Origin of the sequence: Curtobacterium sp. SP.BCp (genome assembly GCF_051903255.1) — a bacterium.
GTDB lineage: Bacteria > Actinomycetota > Actinomycetes > Actinomycetales > Microbacteriaceae > Curtobacterium.
This window is the reverse complement of the sequence record NZ_CP194338.1, coordinates 1980087-2005959: the sequence shown is the minus strand read 5'-3', so window position 1 is coordinate 2005959 and position 25873 is coordinate 1980087. Positions and strand designations below refer to the sequence as shown.

The window sequence follows — 25873 nt, the reverse complement described above, 5'->3', positions numbered from 1 at the left end:
GGTCGCGTCCCGACGCGCGGCGACACGCCCGGTTGTGGCGCTTCCTCCGGTGCGGTTAGACTTGTGCGGCGCAATCCGCGCCAACCAATCACACCGCTGTCCGGCTCGCCCTCGTCCGAGGTGCGGACCAGAGGGTCGCTCCCTCGCCGTGCAGCCCGACTCATGTCCGTTCGGAGCAATCTCTACATGACAACCACCACGACCAAGGCTCCCAAGCAGGTCGCCATCAACGACATCGGCTCGGCTGATGACTTCCTGGCCGAGGTCGAGAAGACCCTGAAGTTCTTCAACGACGGAGACCTCATCTCCGGCACCGTCGTGAAGATCGACCGCGACGAGGTCCTCCTCGACGTCGGTTACAAGACCGAGGGTGTCATCCCCTCGCGCGAGCTCTCGATCAAGCACGACGTCGACCCCAACGAGGTCGTCGAGGTCGGTGACGAGGTCGAGGCCCTCGTCCTCCAGAAGGAGGACAAGGAAGGCCGCCTGATCCTGTCGAAGAAGCGCGCGCAGTACGAGCGTGCGTGGGGCGACGTCGAGAAGATCAAGGAGTCCGACGGCGTCGTGACCGGCACGGTCATCGAGGTCGTCAAGGGCGGTCTGATCGTCGACATCGGCCTCCGCGGCTTCCTCCCGGCCTCGCTCATCGAGCTCCGCCGTGTCCGCGACCTCACGCCGTACCTCGGTCAGGAACTCGAGGCGAAGATCCTCGAGCTCGACAAGAACCGCAACAACGTGGTCCTCTCGCGCCGCGCCCTGCTCGAGCAGACGCAGTCCGAGTCGCGCACCACGTTCCTCAACAACCTCCACAAGGGCCAGGTCCGCAAGGGCGTCGTCTCCTCGATCGTCAACTTCGGTGCGTTCGTGGACCTCGGCGGCGTCGACGGTCTCGTCCACGTCTCGGAGCTCAGCTGGAAGCACATCGAGCACGCCAGCGAGGTCGTCGAGGTCGGCCAGGAGGTCACCGTCGAGATCCTCGAGGTCGACCTGGACCGCGAGCGCGTCTCGCTGTCGCTCAAGGCGACGCAGGAGGACCCGTGGCAGGTCTTCGCCCGCACCCACGCGATCGGCCAGATCGCACCGGGCAAGGTCACGAAGCTCGTGCCGTTCGGTGCGTTCGTCCGCGTGGCCGACGGCATCGAGGGCCTCGTGCACATCTCGGAGCTGTCGAACAAGCACGTCGAGCTCGCCGAGCAGGTCGTGTCCGTCGGTGACGAGGTCTTCGTCAAGATCATCGACATCGACCTCGACCGTCGCCGCATCTCGCTCAGCCTCAAGCAGGCGAACGAGGGCGTGGACCCGGAGGGCACCGAGTTCGACCCGGCGCTCTACGGCATGCCGACCGAGTACGACGACCAGGGCAACTACAAGTACCCGGACGGCTTCGACCCGGAGACCAACGAGTGGCTCGAGGGCTTCGACACCCAGCGCACCGAGTGGGAGGCGCAGTACGCCGCCGCCCAGTCGCGCTGGGAGGCCCACAAGGCGCAGGTCGCGAAGACCATCGCCGAAGAGGCGCAGGGTGGCTTCGACCTCCCGGCCAGCGCTTCGTCGTCCTCCTCGTTCTCGGGCGAGTCGAACGGTGCGGGTACCCTCGCCGACGACGCCTCGCTCGCGGCGCTCCGCGAGAAGCTCAGCTCGACCAACTGATCGAGTCGCATCCGCGACCGGAAGCCCGGCACTCCCTCAGCAGAGGGGTGCCGGGCTTCCGGCGTTGTGCAGGACGGCGCCGTTAGCCTGGTCGGCGTGCGCATCATCGGACTCACGGGGGGCATCGCCGCCGGCAAGTCGACGGTCTCGGCCCGCTGGGCGGAACACGGGGCGGTCGTCGTCGACGCCGATCGATTGGCCAGGCAGGCGGTCGCTCCGGGGAGCCCGGGGCTGGCGCAGGTCGCCGAACGGTTCGGTCCGAGCGTGATCGCCGCCGACGGCTCGCTCGATCGCCCGGCCCTCGGCGCGATCGTGTTCGCCGACCCGGACGCCCGGAAGGCGCTCGAGGGGATCACGCACCCGGAGGTCTGGCGGCTCGCCCAGCAGGCGTTCGACGCGGCCGCGGCCGCGGACCCCGAGGCCGTCGTCGTGTACGACGTCCCGCTGCTCGCCGAGGCCGCCGGGTCCCGGCCGATCCGGTTCGACGCGGTCGTGGTCGTCGACGCCCCGGCGGCACAGCGCATCGAACGCCTCGTCGAGCACCGCGGCATGGACCACGCGGAGGCCGAACGACGGGTCGCCGCGCAGGCGAGTGACGCCGAGCGTCTGGCCCTCGCAGACCACGTCGTGGACGCCACCGGCACGCTGGAGGACACGATCCGGTCGGCCGACGCGGTCTGGGCACGGATCGCCCGGTGAAGCACCGCGTCCTGCTCGCCGTCGCGTTCGTCCTGCTCCTGGCCATCGGGACGGGCACCGTCGTCGCGGCGAACGTCCTCGCGGCGCAGCGCCTCGCGGACGACGGACGGACGGCCGCGCAGGAACGCACACGCGGTGACGAACACGGACCGGACGGCGAGTTCCACCGCTTCCGGTTGGGGTCGATCGCGGGGGAGCGGCTCGAGCCGAACCGGGACGACTTCGCCGCCCGGACCGACCGTGACGGCCCGCTGCTGCTCTTCCTCCCGGCGACCCGCGCGAAGCCGGCGCAGTACCAGCGGTTCCTCGCGACCGCGCTCGGCGACGGCTACCACGTGCTCGGGCTCGACTACTGGAACCTGGGCAAGACGCTCTCGGGCACGTGCGAGGCCGACGCACGGTGCTACGGCCAGGTGCAGCGGAACCGGTTCGACGGGAGCCGTCCATCGCGGTTCAGCCAGGTCACGCCGGCCGGGTCGATCGTGTCCCGGTTCCGCAACGCGATCGAGTACCTCGACGACCACGACCCGGACGGCGGGTGGGGCCGGTTCGTCGACGCTCGCGAGGGCATCGACTGGTCGGACATCGTCGTCGCCGGGCACTCCCAGGGCGGCGGCGAGGCGGCGTACATCGCCCACGTCCGGTCCGTCCGGGGCTCGCTCATGTTCTCGTCCCCGGTCGAGTCGCTCGGCGCGGTGCACGCGGCGTGGATGGACCGCCCGGGTCGGACGCCCGTCGCCCGGATGTACGCGATCGACGACGTCCGTGACGAGTTCGGGCCGCGGATCCGTGGCTCGTGGACCGCGCTCGGGCTGACCGGGTCGTCCGGGCCGTTCCGCACCGACACCGCGCCGCCGCTGGCCGGCGCGGACCCGCACGCCATCCTCACCGACCTCGGCCTCGGCGACCCCGGGCAGTCGCACTCGCGGATCATCAAGGACGACACTCCGCTCGCGTCCGACGGGACGCCCGTGATGCTGCCGCTCTGGCAGTGGCTGCTGCACCGGTTCGCGAACACACCCGGCGAGACCGCCGGGTCCGCAGCGTCCGGCAGTCCCGCGGTGCCCGGCTTCGGCGCGAGCACTGCGCCGGTGGAGGCCTCGCGTTCCTCGGACCGGTCATAGGGTCTCGCAATACGCTCAGGTCGTGCAGCCAGCAGCAGAACTCCCCGACCTGCGCGCCCTGATCGCCCGACGCGCCACCGAGGGCGGTGACCGCGCGTACCTCGAGGACGCGCGCTCCCATCGTGCCCTCACCTACCCCGACCTCGACGCCGCCGTGTCCGCGTGGTCGTCCACGTTCGACGCCATCGGTGTGCCGAGCTCCGGCGCGGTGCTCGTGGACGTCGGCGACCCGCTCGCGTTCGCGGTCGTGCACCTCGCCGCGGTGGCGTCCGGTCGTCGGTCGGTCCCGGTCGACACCGGCCAGCCCGTCGGCGAGCCCGCTCGGCTCGCGGCGCTGCTCGGCGGCCCCGGCCTGGTGGTGTCCGACCGCGACGAGGACGCCACGGTCGAGGGTGCGCCGTCCTCGCGGATCGACCCGAGCACGTTCCTGCCGACGGGCGTGCGGGACGGCGACGTGCCGGCCGAGGTGGTCGACGCCCCCGGGGAGGGCTCCGTGGTGCTCTTCACCTCCGGCTCGACCGGGACCCCCAAGGGGGTCGAGCTGCCGGCGTCGCAGCTGCTGGTCGTCGCCCGGGCGGTCGCGTCGCACAACGGCCTCACGCCGGAGGACCGCGGCTTCAACTCCCTCCCGCTCTTCCACGTCAACGCCGAAGTCGTCGGGTTGCTGGCGACCCTCGTCGCCGGCGGCACGCTCGTGGTCGACCGCCGCTTCCGGCGCACCGGCTTCTGGGAGCTGCTGGCCGAGCGCCGCGTGACCTGGCTCAACGCGGTGCCGGCGGTCCTCGCCGTGCTCGCGAAGACCGGCCCGCTCGACTTCCCGGAGGGACTGCGGTTCGTCCGGAGCGCCTCGGCGCCGCTGCCCGACCCCGTCCGGGACGCCCTCGGTGACGTGCCGCTCGTCGTGAGCTGGGGCATGACGGAGGGTGCGTCCCAGATCACCGCGACGCCGCTCGACGCCCCGGCCCGTCCGGGGAGCGTCGGCGTACCCGTCGGCTGCGAGGTGCAGGTCCGCCGTGAGGACGGCACCGTCGCCGGTCCCGACGAGGTCGGTGCGCTGTGGGTCCGCGGCCCGGGCATCGTCGACCACTACCTCGGCGGCCGCGCCGCGGAACGCTTCGACGCCGACCACTGGCTGAGCACGGGCGACGTCGGGTCGGTGTCGTCCGACGGGTGGGTGTCCCTCGCGGGCCGCTCCGACGACGTCATCAACCGCGGTGGCGAGAAGGTCTACCCGTCCGAGGTCGAGGACGTCCTCCTCGCCGACGACCGCGTGCTCGAGGCGGTGGTCGTCGGCCGTCCCCACGAGGTGCTCGGTGCCGTCCCTGTCGCCTACGTCATCGTCCGTCCCGACGCCGAGGTCGACGCCGACGTCCTCGTCGCCGACCTGACCGCCCGCACCGAGGCCGAGCTCACCCGCTTCCGCCGACCGGTCGAGATCACCGTCGTCCCGGACCTCCCGCGGGCGCCGACGGGGAAGATCCGACGGGCCGACGTCCGGACGATGGCCGAGCAGCCGTGAGCGCAGCGCCCGCGGCCGCGCACCCGGCAGCCCCGAGCGACGCGTCGCCGACCCGCACCGCCGACGGTCGCCCGCGGCACCTGTACGAGGTCGACGTCCTCCGGATCCTGACCTTCGCGTGCGTCATCGGCGTGCACACGACGAGCCACACCGCGGCCACCGACGACGTCGGTCAGAACGCCCTGCTCGGGTTGCTGCACTTCACCCGTCTCGTGTTCTTCTCGCTCACCGCGTTCGTGCTCGTCTACAGCTACGAGATCCGTCCACGGCCCATGGCACAGTTCTGGCCGAAGCGCTTCCTGCTGGTCGGGGTGCCGTACCTGGCGTGGTCGTTCGTGTACGTCGCGTCCTCGTGGCTGCTGAGTTCGTCGCGTCGCGGTGACGTCCCGGACCTCGTCCGGACGTACGCGGAGGGCATCGTCACGGGCGTCGCCTGGTACCACCTCTACTTCCTGCTCGTGACGATGCAGGTGTACCTCCTGCTGCCGGTCGTCGTGTGGCTCGTGCGGCGGACCCGAGGGCACCACGTCACGGTGCTCGTGGTCGCGGCGGTCGTGCAGCTCGTGGTCTTCGCCGGCTACAAGTACTTCCCGGCGAGCGACGCGTGGCTGCACGGCTACCAGAAGCAGTTCTTCTTCTCGTACGTCTTCTTCATCGTCTCGGGGGCGATCGCCGCCGACCACGCCGACGCGTTCCTCCGGTTCATCCGGGTGCACCGCCGGGGTGTGCTCTGGGGCTTCGCCGCGGTCGGGGTGGGCACGCTCGGTGTGTGGACCGTGCAGGTCCTGCTCGGCCAGTCGTTGTACGCCGCCGGGACCCCGCTGCAGCCCGTCCAGGTGGTGTGGAGCTCCGCGGTATTCGTCGGCTTCCTGACGATCGGCGCGCGGTGGGCGGACCGCCGGCGCCGGGGGAGTCTCCTCGCCCGGGTGGTCGACTACGGTTCGGACCGCTCGTTCGGCATCTTCCTGAGCCACCCGTTCGTGATCTGGCTCCTGCTGTACGGCGACAGCTGGCTTGAGGGCCACGTCGCGAAGCCCTGGTTGACCCTCGTCACCTACGTGCTGGTGGTCGTGCTGTCCGTCGCGCTCACCGAGGCGTTCCGCTGGACCCCGCTCAGCGTGCCGCTGACGGGCCGGCCGTCGCTCGCCTCGCGCGCGCAGCGCGAGGCGAGGGCGCGGAAGCGTGCGGCGGTGGCCGCCGGCTGAGCCGGCCACGTCTCGGCCTGGAGGCTCGGCACCGGACGGGTGTCGTGCCTCCGGGCCGTCAGGCTGTCGGCACCAGGGTGCCGGTCCGGCCGGACGCACCGCGAGCGGCGCCCGATCAGGCGCCGGTGCGCTCGGCTGCCGGCGTGCCGACCTCGAGTCGGCCGTCGGTCGACGTGAGCCGCTGCGGCTTCATCACCCAGGCGACCACGGCGGCCGCGGCGAGCAGCGCGCACGAGAGGGCGAACGGCAGCTGCCAGCCCGACGCGTCGATCAGGGCACCGAAGACGAACGGCGAGACGACGCCGGCGATGCCGAAGCCGGTGTTCATGAACCCGGACGCCGTCCCGGACCACTGTGGTGCGACGTCCATGGGGATCGCCCACAGGTTCGCGTTGCAGAGCTCGAGGAAGAAGAAGGAGAGCGCGAGGGACACGGTCGCGACGGCGAGCCCCTGGCCGAACACGAGGGGGAGCAGGCAGAGCAGTGACCCGCCGAGCCCGATCACCAGGATGATGCGGCGCGCGTGCCGGGTGTCGCCGCCGCGGTGGATGAGCCGGTCGCTGAGCACGCCCCCGACGGTGTCGCCGACCACGCCGGCGAGGAGCACCCCGGAGGTGAACCAGGCGAAGGAGCTGATCTCGAGGTCGTAGGTGCTGCTGAGGAACGTCGGGATCCACGTCAGGAACACCCAGAGGGTCCACCCGTAGCCGAAGTCGACGAACGTCACCGGGAGGATCTGCTTCGCGAGCTGGCGCCACGGCACCGGTGGACGGGTCGCACGGGTCTCGACGGGCGGGAGCTCGGCCAGCTCGGCCTCGGTGATCCCCTTCGCGGACTCGGGGCGATCGCGGAACCAGACGAACCAGACGACGGCCCACGCGACCGAGAGCACGGCCGTGGCGACGAACGCCCACCGCCAGTTGCCGGTGCCCGCGATCACCCAGGCGACGAGGAGCGGCGCGACCGCGTTGCCGAGCCGGGCGGCCGAGTGCACGACGCCCTGCGCGAAGCCGTTGCGGTCGCGGGGGATCCACCGGCTCATCGCCTGCGTCGCGGCGGGGAAGGCCGCTGCCTCGGTGAGACCGAGGAGGAAGCGCGCTGCGGCGAGCGTCCAGAAGCCGATCGAGAGGCCGGTCCAGAGGGTCGCGACACCCCAGAGCACGGTGATGACGAAGAGGGACTTCCGCGGGCCGAACTTCTCGCTGATCGTGCCACCGAAGACCTGCAGGAGCGCGTACGGCAGCGCGAAGGCGGACACGACGAGACCGGCGGTGGTCTCGTTGAACCCGAACTCCTCGGTGATGTGGGGGAGCGCGGTGGAGATGTTCGTGCGGTCGATGTACGAGATCGCGTACATGCAGCAGAGGAGCAGGAGCACCTTGCCGCGGATCCTGCCGCGGAACGGCGTGCCCTTCGCGGGGTTCGGTGCGGCAGGCGTCGCCGTCGTCATGGGGCCTCTTCGGGGGTGGGGGTTCGGGTTGCTGAACGGACCGGAGGCTACGACCGGTCCTTATCAGCGGGCTTTGAGGCTGCCTGCAGCGGACAGTACGCCGGGGGCGACCTCGGCGAGCGGTGGGACCACGGAGCGGGCCCGTGCGCTGTGGGCGATCGGAGCCGGGTGTTGTCAGTGGTCGCGGCTACCGTGGAGGCATGGCAGTCGACATCGAGCCCACGCGGGCGGTGCGCCCGTTCGAGGTGATCAGCGAGTACTCGCCGAGCGGTGACCAGCCGGCGGCGATCGCCGAACTGGCGGGTCGCATCAACGCCGGTGAGACCGACGTCGTGCTCCTCGGCGCCACCGGTACGGGCAAGTCGGCGACGACGGCGTGGCTCATCGAGCAGGTGCAGCGCCCGACCCTCGTGCTCGCGCACAACAAGACCCTCGCGGCGCAGCTGGCGAACGAGTTCCGCGGCCTGCTGCCGAACAACGCCGTCGAGTACTTCGTCTCGTACTACGACTACTACCAGCCCGAGGCGTACGTCCCGCAGACGGACACCTTCATCGAGAAGGACTCCTCGGTCAACGCCGAGGTCGAGCGTCTCCGCCACTCCACGACGAACTCGCTGCTCAGCCGACGTGACGTCGTGGTGGTCTCGACGGTGTCCTGCATCTACGGCCTCGGGACGCCCGAGCAGTACATGAACGCCTCGGTCGCGCTGCACGTCGGGCAGACGATCTCCCGCGACCAGCTCGTCCGCAAGTTCGTCTCGATGCAGTACCAGCGCAACGACGTCGACTTCGCGCGCGGCACGTTCCGCGTCCGCGGGGACACCATCGAGATCATCCCGATGTACGAGGAGCACGCGATCCGCATCGAGATGTTCGGTGACGAGGTCGAGGCGCTGTCCTCCCTGCACCCGCTGACGGGGTCCGTGATCGAGGACCTGCCCGCGGTGTCGATCTTCCCCGCGTCGCACTACGTGGCGGACACCGACGTGATGCACCGCGCGATCGCCGACATCAAGGTCGAGCTCGCCGAGCGCCTCGCCGAGCTCGAGGGCCAGGGCAAACTGCTCGAGGCCCAGCGGCTGCGGATGCGGACAACGTTCGACATCGAGATGATGGAGCAGATCGGCTTCTGCTCGGGCATCGAGAACTACTCCCGCCACATGGACGGCCGTGTGGCGGGCGAGGCCCCGCACTGCCTGCTCGACTACTTCCCGGACGACTTCCTCATCGTGATCGACGAGTCGCACGTCACGGTGCCGCAGATCGGCGCGATGTACGAAGGCGACGCCTCCCGCAAGCGCACCCTGGTCGAGCACGGGTTCCGCCTCCCGAGCGCCCTCGACAACCGCCCGCTCACGTGGGAGGAGTTCCTCGAGCGCGCCGGGCAGAAGGTCTACCTGTCGGCGACCCCCGGCCGGTACGAGCTCGGCGTCACGGACAGCGTCGTCGAGCAGATCATCCGTCCGACGGGCCTGGTCGACCCCGAGATCGTGGTGAAGCCGAGCGACGGCCAGATCGACGACCTCCTCGAGGAGATCAAGCAGCGCGTCGAGAAGGACGAACGTGTCCTCGTCACCACCCTCACGAAGCGCATGGCGGAAGAGCTCACCGACTTCCTCGGGAACGCCGGCGTCCGGGTCCGGTACCTGCACTCCGACGTCGACACGCTGAAGCGTGTCGAGCTCCTCACCGAGCTCCGGCAGGGTGTGTACGACGTGCTCGTCGGCATCAACCTCCTGCGCGAGGGCCTCGACCTGCCGGAGGTCTCGCTCGTTGCGATCCTCGACGCCGACAAGGAAGGCTTCCTCCGTTCGTCGACGTCGCTCATCCAGACCATCGGCCGTGCTGCCCGCAACGTCTCGGGCCAGGTGCTCATGTACGCGGACACCATGACCGACTCGATGCGCAACGCGATCGAGGAGACCGACCGACGTCGCGAGAAGCAGGTCGCCTACAACCTCGAGCACGGCATCGACCCGCAGCCCCTCCGCAAGAAGATCGCGGACATCACCGAGGTCTTGCAGCGCGAGAACGACGACACGAAGGCGCTGCTCGAGGGCCGGCCCGCAGCTGACGGTCGACGCTCGCCGACGCCGAACCTCAAGCGTGGCGGCATCGCGGGCGAGGGGGCGACGCAGCTCGAGGCCACCATCGCGGACCTCAACGAGCAGATGCTGCAGGCGGCGGCCGAGCTCAAGTTCGAGCTCGCCGCCCGGCTCCGGGACGAGGTCCAGGACCTCAAGAAGGCCCTCCGGCAGATGGAGTCGGCCGGGCATGTCCGCTGACGCCGGCGTTCCCCTGACCGTCGTCGTGACGGGGGCGACGGCGGGGCTCGGCTACTGGGCATCGGAGCAGCTCGCGGCGGCCGGGCACCGGGTCGTCCTCGCGGCACGGAACCCCGAGCGGGCCGCTGCGGCGATCGAGAGCATCCGCTCCGTGGTCCCGGGAGCCGAGGTCGAGCACGTCGCGCTCGACCTGGCCGACCTGGACTCCGTCGGCGCCGCTGCGGCCGCACTCGCAGACCGGCTGCCCGACGGCATCGATGCCCTCGTGAACAACGCCGGTGTGGTCGGCTCGCACGAGCAGCGGTCGACCGCGCAGGGGCACGAACTGCAGGTCGGGACGAACCACCTCGGGCACTTCGCCCTGACGGCCCGTGTGCTGCCGCTGGTCGAGCGACGCGCGGGCCGGGTCGTGCACCTCGGATCGATCGCGCACCGATGGGCACGACTCGACCGCACCGATCCGCTCGGCGCCGGGCACTACTCGAGCTACCGGCAGTACGGCCGGAGCAAGCTCGCGGTGATGCTCTTCGGCTTCGAGCTGGCCGAGCGCCTCGCCGACGCCGGATCGTCCGTGGCCAGTGTCGTTGCGCACCCGGGCTTCTCGCTCGACGTCCTCGCCCCGGACCGCCCGCTCGTGTCGGCGACCCGGGCAGAGCCGGCGTGGACCCGGCCCGCGCAGCGCCTGTACGCCCAGGGCAAGGACGACGGCGCCGAGCCGATCGTGCACGCGGCGGTCGCTCCGGGCGTCCGGTCCGGGGAGTACTGGGGGCCGACGGGGCGGATGCAGCTCCGGGGACCGGCCGCACGGGTGACAGCCGAACCGAAGGCGCACGACCGGCTGGAGGCCGCCCGGCTCTGGACGGCCAGCGAACGAGCAGCCGGGGTGGCGTTCGCTCTCGACGCACTCGGGTGACACCCACGGCCCGACGAATGTCAGTCCCGGTTCGTAGACTTGTCGGCGATGACCATCACCTTTGACCGCGGTACCGCGACCTCGGGCCGGAACGCCTTCGGCGAGCCCGCTGACCTCCACCTCCCGGGCGGTACGGCGCCGCACAGCACCTCGACGCTCAGCGTCCGGGGCGCTCGCGTGCACAACCTCCGCGACGTCGACCTCGAGATCCCGCGCGACTCCCTCGTCGTGTTCACCGGGCTCTCCGGGTCGGGGAAGTCGTCGCTCGCGTTCGACACGATCTTCGCTGAGGGGCAGCGCCGCTACGTCGAGTCCCTCTCGGCCTACGCGCGACAGTTCCTCGGGCAGGTCCACCGACCCGACGTCGACTTCATCGAGGGGCTGTCGCCCGCGGTGTCGATCGACCAGAAGTCGACGAACCGCAACCCCCGGTCGACCGTCGGCACCATCACCGAGGTCTACGACTACATGCGTCTGCTCTGGGCGCGCATCGGTGTGCCGCACTGCCCCGTCTGCGGCGAGGTGATCAGCAAGCAGAGCGTGCAGCAGATCGCCGACCAGCTCATGGAGTTCGAGTCCGGCACGCGGTTCCAGGTCCTCGCGCCCGTGATCTCGAAGAAGAAGGGCGAGTTCGTCGACCTCTTCCAGGAGCTCGCGGCCTCCGGCTACGCCCGCGCGATCGTCGACGGCGAGCGGATCCAGCTGAGCGACCCGCCGAAGCTCAAGAAGCAGGTCAAGCACGACATCTCGGTCATCATCGACCGCCTGGTCGCGAGCGACGACATCCTCGGGCGCCTCACGGACTCGCTCGAGACGGCCCTGCGCCTGACGAACGGCACCGTGGCGATCGACCTCGTCGACCACGAGGGCCCCGGCGCGGTCCGGACCTACTCCGAGAACCTCTCCTGCCCGAACAACCACCCGCTCGCGCTCACCGAGATCGAGCCGCGGACGTTCTCGTTCAACGCTCCGTTCGGTGCCTGCCCGGAGTGCTCGGGTCTCGGCACCCGGATGTCCGTCGACCCCGACCTCGTGCTCGGCGATCCGGAAGCCTCGCTCCGCGACGGCGTCCTACTGCCGTGGACGGGCACGAGTGGGCTGTACTCCTACTTCGAGAAGCTGCTCGCCGGCCTCGGCAAGGACCTCGGGTTCTCCCTCGACACCCCGTGGAGCCAGCTGGACCCGAAGGTCCAGGCGGCCATCCTGACCGGCAAGGACTTCCAGGTCTCGGTGTCGTGGCGGAACCGCTTCGGCCGCGAGATGCGGTACACGAGCGGCTTCGAGGGCGTCATGCCCTACATCGAGCGCAAGTTCGCCGAGGCCGAGTCGGACTCGCAGCGGCAGCGCTTCCAGGGGTACCTGCGCGAGGTCCCGTGCCCGGTGTGCGACGGCACGCGCCTCAAGCCCGAGGTGCTCGCGGTCACGGTCGACGGCCGGAGCATCGCCGACGTGACGAACCTGTCCCTCGACGACGCCTACGCCTTCATGGAGGAGCTCCGGCTCACCGAGCGCGAGGCCCACATCGCTGCGGCGGTCCTCCGCGAGATCCGGGCCCGTCTCGAGTTCCTGCTCGAGGTCGGGCTGAACTACCTCACGCTCGCGCGCGGTGCGGGTGGACTGTCCGGTGGCGAAGCCCAGCGCATCCGTCTCGCGACGCAGATCGGTTCCGGGCTGACCGGCGTGCTCTACGTCCTCGACGAGCCGAGCATCGGTCTCCACCAGCGTGACAACCGCCGGCTCATCGACACCCTCGTCAAGCTCAAGAACCTCGGCAACACCCTGATCGTGGTCGAGCACGACGAGGACACGATCCGGACGGCCGACTGGGTGGTGGACATCGGCCCGGGCGCCGGTGTCAACGGCGGCAACGTCGTGCACTCCGGCTCGTACGAGGGGATCATCGCGAACCGGGAGTCGATCACGGGGGACTACCTCGCCGGTCGGCGCTCGATCGAGGTGCCGGCGGAGCGTCGGAAGGCGAACCCGAAGCGCGTCATCAGCGTGCAGGGTGCGCGGGCGAACAACCTGCAGGAGATCGACGTGGACTTCCCGCTCGGGGTGTTCACGGCGGTCACCGGTGTGAGCGGCTCCGGCAAGTCGACGCTCGTCAACGACATCCTCTACAAGGTGCTCGCGAACCAGCTCAACGGGGCGCGGCACATCGCCGGCAAGCACACGCGGGTGAAGGGCCTCGACCAGCTCGACAAGGTCGTGCACGTGGACCAGGCCCCGATCGGCCGGACGCCCCGGTCGAACCCGGCGACGTACACGGGCGTGTTCGACCGGATCCGCCAGCTCTTCGCCGAGACGCCCGAGGCCAAGGCGCGCGGGTACCAGCCCGGACGCTTCAGCTTCAACGTCAAGGGCGGTCGCTGCGAGAACTGCTCGGGCGACGGCACGATCAAGATCGAGATGAACTTCCTGCCCGACGTGTACGTCGCGTGCGAGGTCTGCGGCGGTGCGCGCTACAACCGCGAGACGCTGCAGGTGCACTACAAGGGCAAGGACATCTCCGAGGTCCTCGACATGCCCATCAGCGAGGCCGCCGAGTTCTTCGAGCCGATCTCCGCGATCCACCGGTACATGAAGACCCTCGTCGACGTCGGTCTCGGCTACGTGCGGCTCGGGCAGAGCGCCACGACGCTGTCCGGTGGTGAGGCCCAGCGCGTCAAGCTCGCGACGGAGCTGCAGCGCCGCTCGACCGGCCGCACCGTGTACGTGCTCGACGAGCCGACCACGGGGCTGCACTTCGAGGACGTCCGCAAGCTCCTCCTCGTCCTCCAGGGTCTGGTCGAGAAGGGCAACACGGTCATCACGATCGAGCACAACCTCGACGTCATCAAGTCCGCCGACTGGCTCATCGACATGGGTCCGGAGGGCGGTGCCGGCGGTGGGACGGTCCTCGCGACCGGGACGCCCGAACACGTCGCCGACGTCCCGGAGAGCCACACCGGTGTCTTCCTGCGCGAGATCTTCGACGCACAGGACGCTCGGGTCGGCAAGGAGCAGGCCGTCGGTGCGCGGCAACCGAGCGCCTCCGCACGGTCGGGTTCCAAGGGTGCGGCGAAGAGCGGCGCCGGATCGAAGCAGAAGGCGGGTGCGCGGTAGGTGGCGGACACCGTTCCGTGGCGGCCGAAGGCGGGGGAGATCCCGACCGATCCGGGCGTCTACCGGTGGCGTGACGAGAACGGCCGGGTGCTGTACGTCGGCAAGGCGAAGAACCTCCGTGCACGGCTGAGCAACTACTTCGCGCCGCTGCCGACGCTGCACGAGCGCACCCGACGGATGGTCCTCACGGCGCGGAGCGTCGAGTGGACGACCGTCGGGTCCGAGATCGAGGCGCTGCAGCTCGAGTACACGTGGATCAAGGAGTTCGACCCGCCGTTCAACGTCAAGTTCCGGGATGACAAGTCGTACCCGTACATGGCGATCACCCTCGGCGACGAGGCGCCGCGGGTGATGGTGACGCGGAACCGGAAGATCAAGGGCGCGAAGTACTTCGGCCCGTACCCGAAGATCTGGGCCGTGCACGACACGATCGACCTGATGATCAAGGTGTTCCCGATCCGCACCTGTTCGGACTCGTCGTACAAGCGCGCCATGCAGACCGGCAAGCCGTGCTTCCCGGGCCAGATCGGGAAGTGCGGCGGGCCCTGCTCGCAGAAGGTCACGATCGAGGAGCACCGCGCACTCGTCGAGGAGTTCGTGCGCTTCATGTCGAGCTACGACCGGCGCGTCATCACGCAGCTCCGCCAGCGCATGGGCGCCTCCGCCGACGCGATGCAGTACGAGCAGGCCGCCCGGTACCGCGACCAGGTCGAGGCGCTCGAGGCCGTGCTCGAGAAGAGCGCCGTGGTGCTGCGCGACAGCGTCGACCTCGACCTGTTCGGGATCGCCGAGGACGAGCTCGCGGCTGCCGTGCAGCTGTTCTCCGTGCGCGGTGGTCGCATCCGTGGTGTCCGGGGCTGGGTGGTCGACAAGGAGCTCGACATCGCCACGGGCGACCTCGTCGAGCAGATCGTGCAGGGCAACTACGCGACGGGTGACGAACCCCCGCGTGAGGTCGTCGTGCCCGAGCTGCCCGAGGACGCCGAGGCGCTGCAGGAGTGGCTCAGCCAGCGGCGCGGCGGGCGTGGGACGAAGCTCAGCACCGCGCAGCGTGGTGACCGGGCGGGCCTGGCACGCACCGCGAAGCAGAACGCGGCGCAGGCCCTCATGCTCTACAAGACGAAGCGGAGCGCGGACTACACGACGCGGTCGGCGGCCCTCGCCGACATCCAGGACGCCCTCGGCATGAGCGAGGCCCCGCTGCGGATGGAGTGCTACGACATCTCGCACCTGCAGGGCACGAACGTCGTCGCCTCGATGGTCGTCTTCGAGGACGGACTGCCCCGCAAGGACCAGTACCGGCGGTACACGATCGCCGAGACCACCGACGACACCGACAGCATGCACCAGGTGCTCACCCGGCGTCTGGCGCGCCTCGACGAGGACGCCTCGGTGCCCGACGTCCCGGACGTCACCACGGACGAGGTCGTCGAGGGGTCGAAGCCGACGAAGCGGTTCGCGTACCGTCCGCAGCTGCTCATCGTCGACGGCGGGCAGCCGCAGGTGCAGGCCGCGAAGCGCGCGATGGACGAGGCCGGCGTGCACGACATCGCCCTCGTCGGCATCGCGAAGCGCCTCGAGGAGCTCTGGCTGCCCGACGACGACTTCCCGGTGATCCTGCCGCGCAACTCCGAGGCCCTGTTCCTCATCCAGCGCATCCGTGACGAGGCGCACCGCTTCGCGATCACCCATCAGCGGACCCGCCGGAAGCGCGACGTCCGCTCGCAGCTCTCCGAGATCCCGGGGCTCGGGCCGTCGCGTGTGGCATCGCTCCTGAAGCACTTCGGGTCGGTCGCACGGCTCCGGGCAGCGACCGCCGCGGAGATCGGCGTCGTCCCGGGCATCGGGCCGGCGACGGCGGCCGCGGTGGTCACGAAGCTCGCGCAGCACCCGGCGAGCCCGTCCGCACCCGGCAGCGCCCCCGATCCCGGCAGCGCCCCCGGAACCGACGCCGCGCTCGACGCCGACGGCGCGCTCGACCCCGACGACGCGCTCGACGCCGGCAGCGTGACCGACGCAGCCGACGAGGTCGACGCCGACGCCGACGGCGGTCGTGTCCCGGCCGACTCCGTCACCGTGCCGGACGTGACCGACGACGGGCCGGAGCTGCCCGCGTGAGGTGCGGCGTGCCTCCAGGCCGTCTCGTCGGGAGCCACGGACCGAGGAGACCCGGACCGACCGCGCGCCGTGATCGGTCCGGACGGTAGCCTTGACCGAGCCGACCACCCGACAGCCGCGGCCGACGGCTGTGACCGAGACGACCCCGGGCGACGAGCCCGGACCGCGACGACGGAGCCTCCTCCCAGATGACTGACACCGCCGGATCCACGACCCCGCAGCAGCACGACATCCTCATCGTGACGGGCATGTCCGGCGCCGGCCGGTCCACGGTCGGGAAGGCCCTTGAGGACCTCGGCTGGTACGTGGTCGACAACCTGCCGACGCAGATGCTCGCCCCGCTCACCGAGCTGGCCGACCGCGCCGGTGAGAAGATCCCGAAGATCGCGACCGTGGTCGACGTCCGCGGCGGGCGTTTCTTCACCGATCCGGAGCAAGCGGTCGAGCAGGTCCGCTCGACGACGTCCGCCCGGGTCCGCGTGCTCTTCCTCGAGGCGACCGACGCGGTCCTCGTGCGGCGCTTCGAACAGGTCCGTCGACCGCACCCGCTGCAGGGCGACGGCACCCTGCTCGACGGCATCGGTCGCGAGCGCTCCCGGCTGTCCGGGCTGCGCGAGGCGTCGGACATGATCATCGACACCTCGGACCTCAACATCCACCAGCTGGCGAACACCGTCACCGAGAAGTTCGCCGACGACCACTTCGTCGGCGTCCAGGTGACCCTCATGAGCTTCGGGTTCAAGTACGGGCTGCCCGCCGACGCCGACATGGTGGCCGACGTGCGCTTCCTGCCGAACCCCTACTGGGTGCCGGAACTCCGCGCCCACACCGGCCTCGATGCCCCCGTCTCGGACTACGTCCTGGCCCAGCCCGGAGCCCGTCCGTTCGTCGAGCGCTACGCCGACGTCCTGGAGCCGGTCTTCGAGGGGTACCAGCGGGAGAACAAAAGACACGCTACGATCGCCATCGGCTGTACCGGCGGGAAGCACCGTTCGGTCGCCATCGTCGCCGAGCTGGCGAGTCTCCTCCGCGGGATGCCCAGCGTCGCCGTGCGTGTGAAGAACCGAGATCTCGGCCGGGAGTGACCGTCCCTCCGGCCGCTCCCCACGCGTGTGACGCCGGACCGCGGACCCCACCGAGAAAACGTTAGGAATGATGCTGTGCCGTTGACTGCCGAGGTCAAGGACGAACTGGCGAGGGTCGTCGTGAACCGCAACACGGTCCGCGCCGCCGAACTCGCGACCATCCTGCGGTTCGCGGGTGGTCTGCACGTCATCTCGGGCAGGATCGCGGTCGAGGTCGAACTCGACACCCGCATCATCGTGCACCGGGTGCGCAAGGACCTCGCGGAGCTCTACGGTGTCCGCTCCGAGGCGAGCGTCGGATCGTCCGCGTCGTCCCGTCGTGGCACGCGCTACCTGGTCCGGGTGCTCGAGGCGGGGGAGACCCTCGCGCGCCAGACCGGCCTCATGGACGCCCGCCGCCGCCCGGTCCGCGGCCTGCCGAACCGCTTGACCACGGGCAACCGCGAGGACCTCGCCGCCATCTGGCGCGGCGCGTTCCTGGCGTCCGGCACGCTGACCGACCCGGGTCGCGCCGCCGCCCTCGAGGTCACCTGCCCGGGCAACGAGGCCGCGATGGCGCTCGTCGGGGCAGCGTCGCGTCTCGGCATCGCCGCGAAGGGCCGCGAGGTCCGCGGCGTCCACCGCGTGGTCATCCGCGACGGCGAGGCCATCGGTCAGATGCTCACCGTCATGGGTGCCGCCCGCACGACCGCCGAGTGGGAGGAGATGCGTCAGCGCCGCGAGGTCCGCGCCACCGCCAACCGACTCGTCAACTTCGACGACGCCAACCTCCGCCGCTCGGCGCGGGCCGCGGTCGCCGCCTGCGCCCGGGTCGAGCGCGCGCTCGAGATCCTCGGCGACGAGGTGCCCGACCACCTCCAGTACGCCGGTTCCCTGCGGCTGCAGCACCGCGACGCATCGCTCGACGAGCTCGGTCAGCACGCCGAGCCGCCGATGACGAAGGACGCGATCGCCGGTCGCATCCGCCGCCTGCTCGCCATGGCCGACAAGAAGGCGTCCGACCTCGGCATCCCGGGCACCGAGGCGAGCGTCCCGGAGGAGCTCGAAGGCGCGTGATCGCGGTCGTCCCGACCACGTGATCGCGGTCGTCCCGACCACGTGATCGCGGTCGTCCAGACCACCTGACGGGAGGCGCGGTGCCAGCTGGCACCGCGCCTCCCGTCCGTTCAGGGGGTGCGTCCAGGGCGCCGCGTGCGACCGTCCGGACGGACCGTCATCCGGCGCGGGCGCGCAGTGTCCGACTGCTAGGGTCGTTACGGCGACGTTACGGGGCGTATCGTCCACCACACGTGGGCCCGCGGGGCCCACGACTCCGAAAAGCAGCGCCCCTCGGGCGCTCCACACCCACCAGGAGATCCATTGACCGTCAAGATCGGCATCAACGGCTTCGGCCGCATCGGCCGTAACTTCTTCCGGGCCGCCCTCGCCAAGGGCTCCGACCTCGAGATCGTGGCGGTGAACGACCTCACCGACAACACGGCGCTCGCGAACCTGCTCAAGTACGACTCGATCACCGGCAAGCTCCCGGCGACGGTCGAGCTCGACGGCGACAACATCGTCGTCGACGGCAAGGCGATCAAGGTCCTCGCGGAGCGCGACCCCGCCAACCTCCCGTGGGGCGAGCTGGGCGTCGACATCGTCATCGAGTCGACCGGCTTCTTCACCAAGGCTGCCGATGCGCAGAAGCACATCGACGCCGGCGCCAAGAAGGTCATCATCTCCGCCCCGGCCACGGGTGACGACGTCACCATCGTGCTCGGCGTGAACGAGGACACCTACGACGCCGCGAACCACCACATCATCTCGAACGCGTCCTGCACCACGAACAGCCTCGCGCCGCTCGCCAAGGTGTTCCACGACAAGTTCGGCATCGAGCGTGGCCTCATGACGACGGTGCACGCGTACACCGCCGACCAGAACCTCCAGGACGGCCCGCACAAGGACCCGCGTCGTGCCCGCGCCGCCGCCCTGAACATCGTCCCGACCTCCACCGGTGCAGCCAAGGCGATCGGCCTCGTGCTCCCGGAGCTCGCGGGCAAGCTCGACGGCTTCGCGCTCCGCGTCCCGGTCCCCACCGGCTCGATCACCGACCTCACCCTCGAGACCAAGTCCGAGGTCACCGTCGACGAGATCAACGCCGCCTACAAGGAGGCCGCGGAGGGCCCGCTGAAGGGCATCCTGCTCTACAGCGAGGACCCGCTGGTGTCGACCGACATCACGACGGACCCGCACTCGTCCATCTACGACTCCGGTCTGACCAAGGTCATCGGCGGCCTCGTGAAGATCACCTCGTGGTACGACAACGAGTGGGGCTACTCGAACCGCCTCGTCGACCTCACCGAGTACGTGGGCGAGCGCCTCTAAGCCATGGCGCTCCGAACTCTCGGCGACCTCGGCGACCTCGCCGGCAAGCGCGTCGTCGTCCGGTGTGACCTGAACGTCCCGCTCAAGGACGGCACGATCACCGACGACGGCCGCGTCCGCGCGTCGCTCGACACGCTGAACACGCTCGTCAACGCCGGCGCGCGCGTCATCGTGATCTCCCACCTCGGGCGGCCCGACGGGTCGCCGGCTCCGGAGTACTCGCTCGCCCCCGTGGCGCAGCGGCTCTCCGAGCTCCTGGGGAAGGAGGTCACCTTCGTCGGCGAGACCGTCGGCGACGAGGCCACCGCGGCCGCCGCGGAGCTCGGTGACGGGGATGTCCTGCTCCTCGAGAACCTTCGCTTCAACCCGGAGGAGACCTCGAAGGACGCCGACGAGCGCAAGGCCTTCGCCGAGCGGATCGCCGCGTTGGGCGACGCCTTCGTGTCGGACGGCTTCGGTGTCGTGCACCGCAAGCAGGCCTCGGTGTACGAACTGGCCTCGGCGCTGCCGTCGGCCGCGGGTTCGCTCATCGAGACCGAGCTGACGGTCCTCGAGCGCCTCACGTCGAAGCCCGAGCGCCCGTACACGGTCGTGCTCGGCGGCTCGAAGGTGAGCGACAAGCTCGGGGTCATCGACCACCTCCTGCCGCAGGTCGACGCGCTCTGCATCGGTGGCGGCATGCTCTTCACGTTCCTCGCGGCCCAGGGCCACGGGGTCGCGAAGTCGCTGCTCGAGGCGGACCAGCTCGACACCGTCCGCGGGTACCTCTCGCGGGCGCAGGAGCTCGGCGTCACGATCGACCTGCCGACCGACGTCGTCGTGGCCTCCGGGTTCGCGGCCGACGCCCCCCACGAGACCGTCGCGGCCGACGCGATCGAGTCGTCGTCGTTCGGCACGGACGGCATCGGGCTCGACATCGGCCCCGAGACCGCGTCGCGCTTCGCCGCGGCGGTGTCCGGATCGAAGACGGTGTTCTGGAACGGGCCGATGGGCGTGTTCGAGTTCCCGGCGTTCGCGGCCGGCACCAAGACCGTCGCGCAGGCGCTCACCGAGGTCGACGGCCTCGGGGTCGTCGGTGGCGGCGACTCCGCGGCGGCCGTCCGGTCGCTCGGGTTCTCGGACGACCAGTTCGGGCACATCTCGACCGGTGGCGGTGCGAGCCTCGAGTTCCTCGAGGGCAAGTCGCTGCCCGGTCTCGAAGCACTGGGGTGGTCGCGATGAGCCGTACACCGCTGATCGCCGGGAACTGGAAGATGAACCTGGACCACCTCCAGGCCATCGCCACCGTGCAGAAGCTCGCGTGGACGCTGAAGGACGCCCGCCACGACCACGACGACGTCGAGGTCGCGGTGTTCCCGCCCTTCACCGACCTCCGCAGCGTGCAGACGCTCATCTCGGCGGACAAGCTGCCGATCCGCTTCGGTGCGCAGGACCTCTCGCAGTACGACTCCGGTGCCTACACCGGTGACGTCTCGGGAGCGTTCCTCGCCGCCCTGGACGCGCAGTACGTCATCGTCGGCCACTCCGAGCGGCGGACGATGCACGGCGAGACCGACGAGGTCGTGGCGGCCAAGACCGCCGCGGCGGTCAAGCACGGACTCGTGCCGGTCGTGTGCGTCGGCGAGACCGGTGAGCAGCGCGAGGAGCGCGGCGCCGGTGTCGTCGCGGTCGAGCAGCTGCAGGTCGTCCTCGACGCGGTGCAGCCCGCGGAGATCGTCGTCGCGTACGAGCCGGTCTGGGCCATCGGCTCCGGCCAGGCAGCCACCGCCGACCAGGCCCAAGAGGAGTGCGCGGCGATCCGTCGCGGCATCGCCGCAGCCTGGGGGGACGAGGCCGCTGCGGCGACCCGTGTCCTCTACGGCGGCTCGGTGAAGTCCGGCAACATCGCCGGCTTCCTCCGCGAGCCCGACGTCGACGGCGCGCTCGTCGGCGGAGCCTCGCTCGACGTGCAGGAGTTCGCGGCGATCGCGCGCTTCCGCCAGCACGTCGGACTCTGATCCACCCGGACAGGCCGGTCGCTCGCGCGGCCGGCCTGTTCCATGCCCGGCCCGTCGTGCCCGGGGGCGACGCGTCCTCGGTATACTCGTACGGCTGACTGACACGAAAGGTACGTCGTGGCGATTCTCTCCGTCGTGCTGCAGGTCCTGCTCGCGATCACGAGCCTCCTGCTCACGCTCCTCATCCTGCTGCACAAGGGCCGCGGTGGCGGCCTCTCCGACATGTTCGGCGGCGGCGTGACGAGCAACCTCGGGGCGTCCGGCGTCGCCGAGCGCAACCTCAACCGCATCACGGTGATCCTCGGTCTGGTCTGGATCATCTCGATCATCGTGCTCGGTCTCATCAACAAGTTCACGACGGGGAGCTGACACATGGCATCAGGAGGCAGCGCCATCCGCGGATCGCGCGTGGGCGCGGGGCCGATGGGCGAGCAGGACCGCGGGGTCCAGGCCGAGCGCGTCGCGATCTCGTACTGGGACGCGCTGGGCAACGAGGTCGTGCGGTACTTCGCCGCTGGCCTGCCCGACGAGGAGATCCCCGAGACGGTCGACTCGCCGTCCACCGGTCTGCCGGCTGGTCGTGACAAGGAGAACCCGCCGCAGGTCGCGAAGACCGAGCCGTACAAGACGCACCTCGCCTACGTGAAGGAGCGCCGAACCGAGGAAGAGGCGGCGCAGCTCCTCGAGGACGCGCTCCAGCAGCTCCGGGAGCGTCGCGGCACCGCCTCGAAGTAGGCCACACGCACGTCCGAAGGCCCCCGTACCGATCCGGTACGGGGGCCTTCGTGTGTTGCGGTTCGCGGTGGCGCCTCGGCAGGTCGCAACACCCCGTCGGAACGCAGTGGGCTGGTCGTGGATCGTCGCTCACGTCGCCTCGCAGCGACGATTCGTGACCATCGGGGAGCGGGGTACGGGGAGTCGTGACCGTCCGACGCGCCCACACGACAGACGGGAGGCGCGGTGCCAGCCGGCACCGCGCCTCCCGTCCGTCAGGGGGTCGCGTCTAGTACGTCGACGCGATGAGGTTCTCGGGGACGTCGCGCGCGGCGTCCTGGTCCACGAAGAACACGGTGCGCTTGCGGCCCTGCACGCCACCCACGGGGACCTCGTCCACGGCGGCGCCGGCCAGGGCGAGCCCGAGCACGGACGCCTTCTCGGCACCCGACAGGATGACCCACACCCGCTGCGACGCGTTGATGACCGGGAAGGTCAGCGTGAGGCGCTGCGACGGCGGCTTGGGGGAGTCGTCGACCGGGAGCACGGCGCGGTCGGTGACGGCGAGCTGCGGGAACTCGGGGAACAGCGACGCGGTGTGACCGTCGGGGCCGACACCGAGCAGCGTGATGTCGAACCGGGGCGCGACGGCACCCTCGGGAGCGGCGTCCTGGAGTTCACGCTCGTACTGGAGCGCGGCGTCGTCGATCGAGAGCCCGGCGTCCGACGTCGCGATCCGGTGGATGTTCGCTTCGGGGATGTCGACGTGGTCGAAGAAGTCTGCCTTCGTGCCGGTGTCGTTGCGGTCTGCGTCACCCGCGGGCACCCAGCGCTCGTCCACCCACCACACGTGCACCTTCGACCAGTCCACGCTCTCGCGCGCCTGCGACTGGCCGATCGCCGCGAGGACGAGCGTGGACACGGAGCCGCCGCTGATGGCGATGTCAGCGCGCTCCTGCTCGTCGAGCACGTCGATGATCTTGGTGATGAAGCGTGCGGCGACCGACGCGCCGAGGGCCTGCTTGTCGGGGTGTACGAGCACCCGTCGTTCGTTGGTCACGTGACTCCCGTGTTCGAGGTCGGCGGCCCGGCGTGCGGACCGCCTTCGGTCCGACCGGTCCGCCCGCGGGTGCGGACGGACCGGTCGAGTGGGTGGCTCAGCCCGCGATGGACTCGCGCAGCTGGGGCACCCCGTGCTTGACGACGTCTCCGAAGAGGACGTCCGGGTCGAGTCTACGGAGTTCCTCGGCCAGGCAGTCGCGCAGGTTGCGGCGCGGCAGCGAGAGGTCGTGCGTGGGCTGCCCGGGCATGGACAGCGTCGCGACGTCGACCAGGGAGCGCTCGAGCTCGATCGCCCCGCTCTCGCGGACGAGCTTCACGCCGTGGATGCCGCTCGACCCGGTCGCACGCGGCGACGTGACGACGGACACCGGGACCTCGAGCTGCAGCTGCAGCCAGGCCGCGAGCAGGATCGTCGACGGACTGTCGAACGCACCGGAGACCTCGACGGCGGTGACCGGCTCGTACGGCGGCTGGTCGAGCGCCGCGGCGAGCTGGTTGCGCCAGAGGGTCAGGCGGGTCCACGCGAAGTCGGTGTCGCCGGGCACGTAGGACTCGCCGAGTGCCGCGATGGCCTCGTTCGGGTCCTTCTGCGCCGCGGCGTCCGTGATCCGACGCTGGGCGATGCGACCCAGGGCGGACTCGGACGGCTGCGACGGTGCGGCGTCGGGCCACCACGCGACCACGGGCGCATCCGGCAGCAGGAGGCCCGTGACCAGGCTCTCCTCGTCGGTGGCCGTCTCGCCGTAGGCGCGGAGGACGATGACCTCGCTCGCGCCCGCGTCGCTCCCGACGCGGATCTGCGCGTCGAGACGCCCGGGGGACTTCGTGTCGCCCTCGTTCTTCGAGACGATGATCACGCGCATCGGGTGCTCGCGGGACGCCTCGTTCGCCGCGTTGATCGCCTCTTCCTCGTGGCCGAGGGCCGTCGAGATGATCAGCGTGAGGACGCGGCCGAGCGCGACCGCACCGCCCTCCTCGCGGATGTGGACGAGCTTCTTCTGGATCTTCGAGACCGTGGTGTTCGGCATGTCGATCTTCATGGACGCCTCCAGGTCCGGCCGTCGCGAGCGAGCAGGGCATCGGCGGACGCCGGACCCCACGTGCCGGGACGGTACTGCTCGGGCTGGCCCTGTCCGCGCCAGAACTCCTCGATCGGGTCGAGGATCTTCCAGGAGAGCTCGACCTCCTGGTGCCGCGGGAACAGGGGCGGGTCGCCGAGGAGCACGTCGAGGATGAGTCGTTCGTACGCCTCCGGCGACGCCTCGGTGAACGCGTGGCCGTAGCCGAAGTCCATCGTCACGTCGCGCACCTGGGTGCCGACGCCGGGGACCTTCGAGCCGAACCGGAGCGTCACGCCCTCGTCCGGCTGCACACGGATGACGAGCGCGTTCTGGCCGAGGGGCGACTGCGGGATGCCGAAGACGTCCTCGGGGACGCGCTTGAACACGATCGCGATCTCGGTGACGCGGCGGCCGAGGCGCTTGCCGGCGCGCAGGTAGAACGGGACGCCCTGCCAACGTCGGGTCGCGATGTCGAGCTTGATGGCCGCGTAGGTCTCGGTCGTGGACTCGGGGTTCATCCCCGCTTCCTCGAGGAACCCGAGGACCTTCTCGCCGCCCTGCCACCCGCCGGCGTACTGTCCCCGGGCCGTCGCCGTGGCGAGGTCCTCGGGCAGCCGCACCGCGGAGAGCACCTTCTCCTTCTCGGCGCGGAGGTCCGCCGCCTTGAACGAGACCGGTTCCTCCATCGCCGTGAGGGCGAGGAGCTGCAGCAGGTGGTTCTGGATGACGTCCCGCGCCGCACCGATGCCGTCGTAGTACGCGGCACGTCCGGCGACGCCGATGTCCTCGGCCATCGTGATCTGCACGTGGTCGACGTAGTTCGAGTTCCAGATCGGTTCGTACATCTGGTTCGCGAACCGGAGCGTCAGGAGGTTCTGGACGGTCTCCTTGCCGAGGTAGTGGTCGATGCGGAACACGTCGTCCGGAGCGAACACGCTCTCGACGATCGCGTTGAGCTCGCGCGCGGTCCGGAGGTCCGAACCGAACGGCTTCTCGACCACGACACGGCTCCACGAGCCGTCGCGCTTCTCGGTGAGGCCGGAGACCTTGAGCTGCTCGGTCACGACCGGGAACATCTTCGGCGGGATGGAGAGGTAGAACGCGTGGTTGCCGAGCGTGCCGCGCTGGGCGTCGAGCTCGTCGACGGTGCGCTTCAGCTCGGTGAATGCCTCCGGGTCGTCGAACGAGCCCTGCACGAAGCGGATGCCCTGTTCGAGCTGCTTCCAGACGGCTTCGTCGAAGGGGGTGCGGGAGTGGTCCCGGACCGCGTCGTGCACCAGCTGGGAGAAGTCCTGGTCCTCCCAGTCGCGCCGGGCGAACCCGACGAGCGCGAACCCGGGCGGCAGCAGCCCCCGGTTCGCGAGGTCGTAGACCGCGGGCATCAGCTTCTTGCGCGACAGGTCACCCGTCACGCCGAAGATGATGAGGGTGCTGGGTCCCGCGATCCGGTTCAGACGTCGGTCGGTCGGCAACCGGAGCGGGTTGTGCTCCGGGGTGATCGCCACCGGTGACATGAGTC

The 25873-nt window shown here is 70.4% G+C and carries 20 protein-coding genes; 16 read left to right on the top strand and 4 right to left on the bottom strand.

Annotated features, from left to right (window positions below):
• Positions 1-186 precede the first annotated feature (186 nt).
• The 5 genes from rpsA to ACRQ4C_RS09620 all read left to right on the top strand — a co-directional run bounded on the left by rpsA (position 187) and on the right by ACRQ4C_RS09620 (position 6197).
• Positions 187-1650 carry a 30S ribosomal protein S1 gene (gene rpsA / locus ACRQ4C_RS09640; protein ID WP_290131652.1) on the top strand — a complete coding sequence of 488 codons (1464 nt, stop codon included), beginning with the start codon at positions 187-189 and terminating at the stop codon, positions 1648-1650.
• Between the two features lie 96 nt (positions 1651-1746).
• Complete coding sequence (gene coaE / locus ACRQ4C_RS09635; protein ID WP_439688516.1) at positions 1747-2349, top strand: dephospho-CoA kinase; 603 nt, start codon at positions 1747-1749, stop codon at positions 2347-2349.
• Positions 2346-3473, top strand: a complete 1128-nt coding sequence (locus tag ACRQ4C_RS09630) for a BPSS1187 family protein (RefSeq protein WP_439688515.1) — start codon at positions 2346-2348, stop codon at positions 3471-3473. Before coaE ends, ACRQ4C_RS09630 begins: the two co-directional genes overlap by 4 nt.
• A gap of 22 nt (positions 3474-3495) precedes the next feature.
• On the top strand, positions 3496-4992 hold the full coding sequence (locus ACRQ4C_RS09625; RefSeq protein ID WP_439688514.1) for a class I adenylate-forming enzyme family protein: 1497 nt from the start codon (positions 3496-3498) through the stop codon (positions 4990-4992).
• Positions 4989-6197, top strand: coding sequence for an acyltransferase (locus tag ACRQ4C_RS09620; protein WP_439688513.1), 1209 nt, complete (start codon positions 4989-4991; stop codon positions 6195-6197). Before ACRQ4C_RS09625 ends, ACRQ4C_RS09620 begins: the two co-directional genes overlap by 4 nt.
• A gap of 115 nt (positions 6198-6312) precedes the next feature.
• On the opposite strand, the gene ACRQ4C_RS09615 is transcribed toward ACRQ4C_RS09620, so the two are convergent.
• The gene (locus ACRQ4C_RS09615) at positions 6313-7647 is read right to left on the bottom strand and encodes an MFS transporter (RefSeq protein ID WP_439688512.1); all 1335 of its coding nucleotides are present in this window, start codon (positions 7645-7647) and stop codon (positions 6313-6315) included.
• Between the two features lie 212 nt (positions 7648-7859).
• Between ACRQ4C_RS09615 and uvrB the strand changes: the two genes are divergently transcribed.
• From uvrB to ACRQ4C_RS09560, 11 genes are all read left to right on the top strand, one after another.
• Complete coding sequence (uvrB, locus tag ACRQ4C_RS09610; protein ID WP_439690888.1) at positions 7860-9932, top strand: excinuclease ABC subunit UvrB; 2073 nt, start codon at positions 7860-7862, stop codon at positions 9930-9932.
• Complete coding sequence (locus ACRQ4C_RS09605; protein WP_439688511.1) at positions 9922-10845, top strand: SDR family NAD(P)-dependent oxidoreductase; 924 nt, start codon at positions 9922-9924, stop codon at positions 10843-10845. The genes uvrB and ACRQ4C_RS09605 overlap by 11 nt, the downstream gene beginning before the upstream one ends.
• Before the next feature lie 48 nt (positions 10846-10893).
• Complete coding sequence (gene uvrA / locus ACRQ4C_RS09600; RefSeq protein ID WP_439688510.1) at positions 10894-13953, top strand: excinuclease ABC subunit UvrA; 3060 nt, start codon at positions 10894-10896, stop codon at positions 13951-13953.
• Complete coding sequence (gene uvrC / locus ACRQ4C_RS09595; protein WP_439688509.1) at positions 13954-16071, top strand: excinuclease ABC subunit UvrC; 2118 nt, start codon at positions 13954-13956, stop codon at positions 16069-16071. It begins immediately after the preceding gene.
• Between the two features lie 188 nt (positions 16072-16259).
• The gene (gene rapZ / locus ACRQ4C_RS09590; protein WP_290131661.1) at positions 16260-17156 is read left to right on the top strand and encodes an RNase adapter RapZ; all 897 of its coding nucleotides are present in this window, start codon (positions 16260-16262) and stop codon (positions 17154-17156) included.
• Positions 17157-17231: 75 nt separating this feature from the next.
• Positions 17232-18212 carry a DNA-binding protein WhiA gene (whiA, locus tag ACRQ4C_RS09585; RefSeq protein WP_439688508.1) on the top strand — a complete coding sequence of 327 codons (981 nt, stop codon included), beginning with the start codon at positions 17232-17234 and terminating at the stop codon, positions 18210-18212.
• Positions 18213-18515: 303 nt separating this feature from the next.
• Positions 18516-19520, top strand: a complete 1005-nt coding sequence (gene gap / locus ACRQ4C_RS09580; protein WP_058726334.1) for a type I glyceraldehyde-3-phosphate dehydrogenase — start codon at positions 18516-18518, stop codon at positions 19518-19520.
• A 3-nt stretch (positions 19521-19523) separates the two neighbouring features.
• Positions 19524-20741 carry a phosphoglycerate kinase gene (locus tag ACRQ4C_RS09575; RefSeq protein ID WP_439688507.1) on the top strand — a complete coding sequence of 406 codons (1218 nt, stop codon included), beginning with the start codon at positions 19524-19526 and terminating at the stop codon, positions 20739-20741.
• Complete coding sequence (gene tpiA / locus ACRQ4C_RS09570; RefSeq protein ID WP_290131664.1) at positions 20738-21517, top strand: triose-phosphate isomerase; 780 nt, start codon at positions 20738-20740, stop codon at positions 21515-21517. The genes ACRQ4C_RS09575 and tpiA overlap by 4 nt, the downstream gene beginning before the upstream one ends.
• Before the next feature lie 117 nt (positions 21518-21634).
• On the top strand, positions 21635-21886 hold the full coding sequence (secG, locus tag ACRQ4C_RS09565; RefSeq protein WP_022902309.1) for a preprotein translocase subunit SecG: 252 nt from the start codon (positions 21635-21637) through the stop codon (positions 21884-21886).
• Between the two features lie 3 nt (positions 21887-21889).
• Entirely contained in the window at positions 21890-22252 is a 363-nt protein-coding gene (locus ACRQ4C_RS09560) for an RNA polymerase-binding protein RbpA (RefSeq protein WP_290131665.1), read from the top strand.
• A 268-nt stretch (positions 22253-22520) separates the two neighbouring features.
• Here the strand turns inward: ACRQ4C_RS09560 and pgl are convergent, their stop codons facing one another.
• The 3 genes from pgl to zwf form a co-directional block, all read right to left on the bottom strand.
• Positions 22521-23291, bottom strand: a complete 771-nt coding sequence (pgl, locus tag ACRQ4C_RS09555) for a 6-phosphogluconolactonase (protein ID WP_400414276.1) — start codon at positions 23289-23291, stop codon at positions 22521-22523.
• 97 nt (positions 23292-23388) lie between these two features.
• Positions 23389-24333, bottom strand: a complete 945-nt coding sequence (locus ACRQ4C_RS09550; protein ID WP_290131667.1) for a glucose-6-phosphate dehydrogenase assembly protein OpcA — start codon at positions 24331-24333, stop codon at positions 23389-23391.
• Complete coding sequence (gene zwf / locus ACRQ4C_RS09545; RefSeq protein WP_290131668.1) at positions 24330-25868, bottom strand: glucose-6-phosphate dehydrogenase; 1539 nt, start codon at positions 25866-25868, stop codon at positions 24330-24332. The genes ACRQ4C_RS09550 and zwf overlap by 4 nt, the downstream gene beginning before the upstream one ends.
• Between the last annotated feature and the right edge of the window lie 5 nt (positions 25869-25873).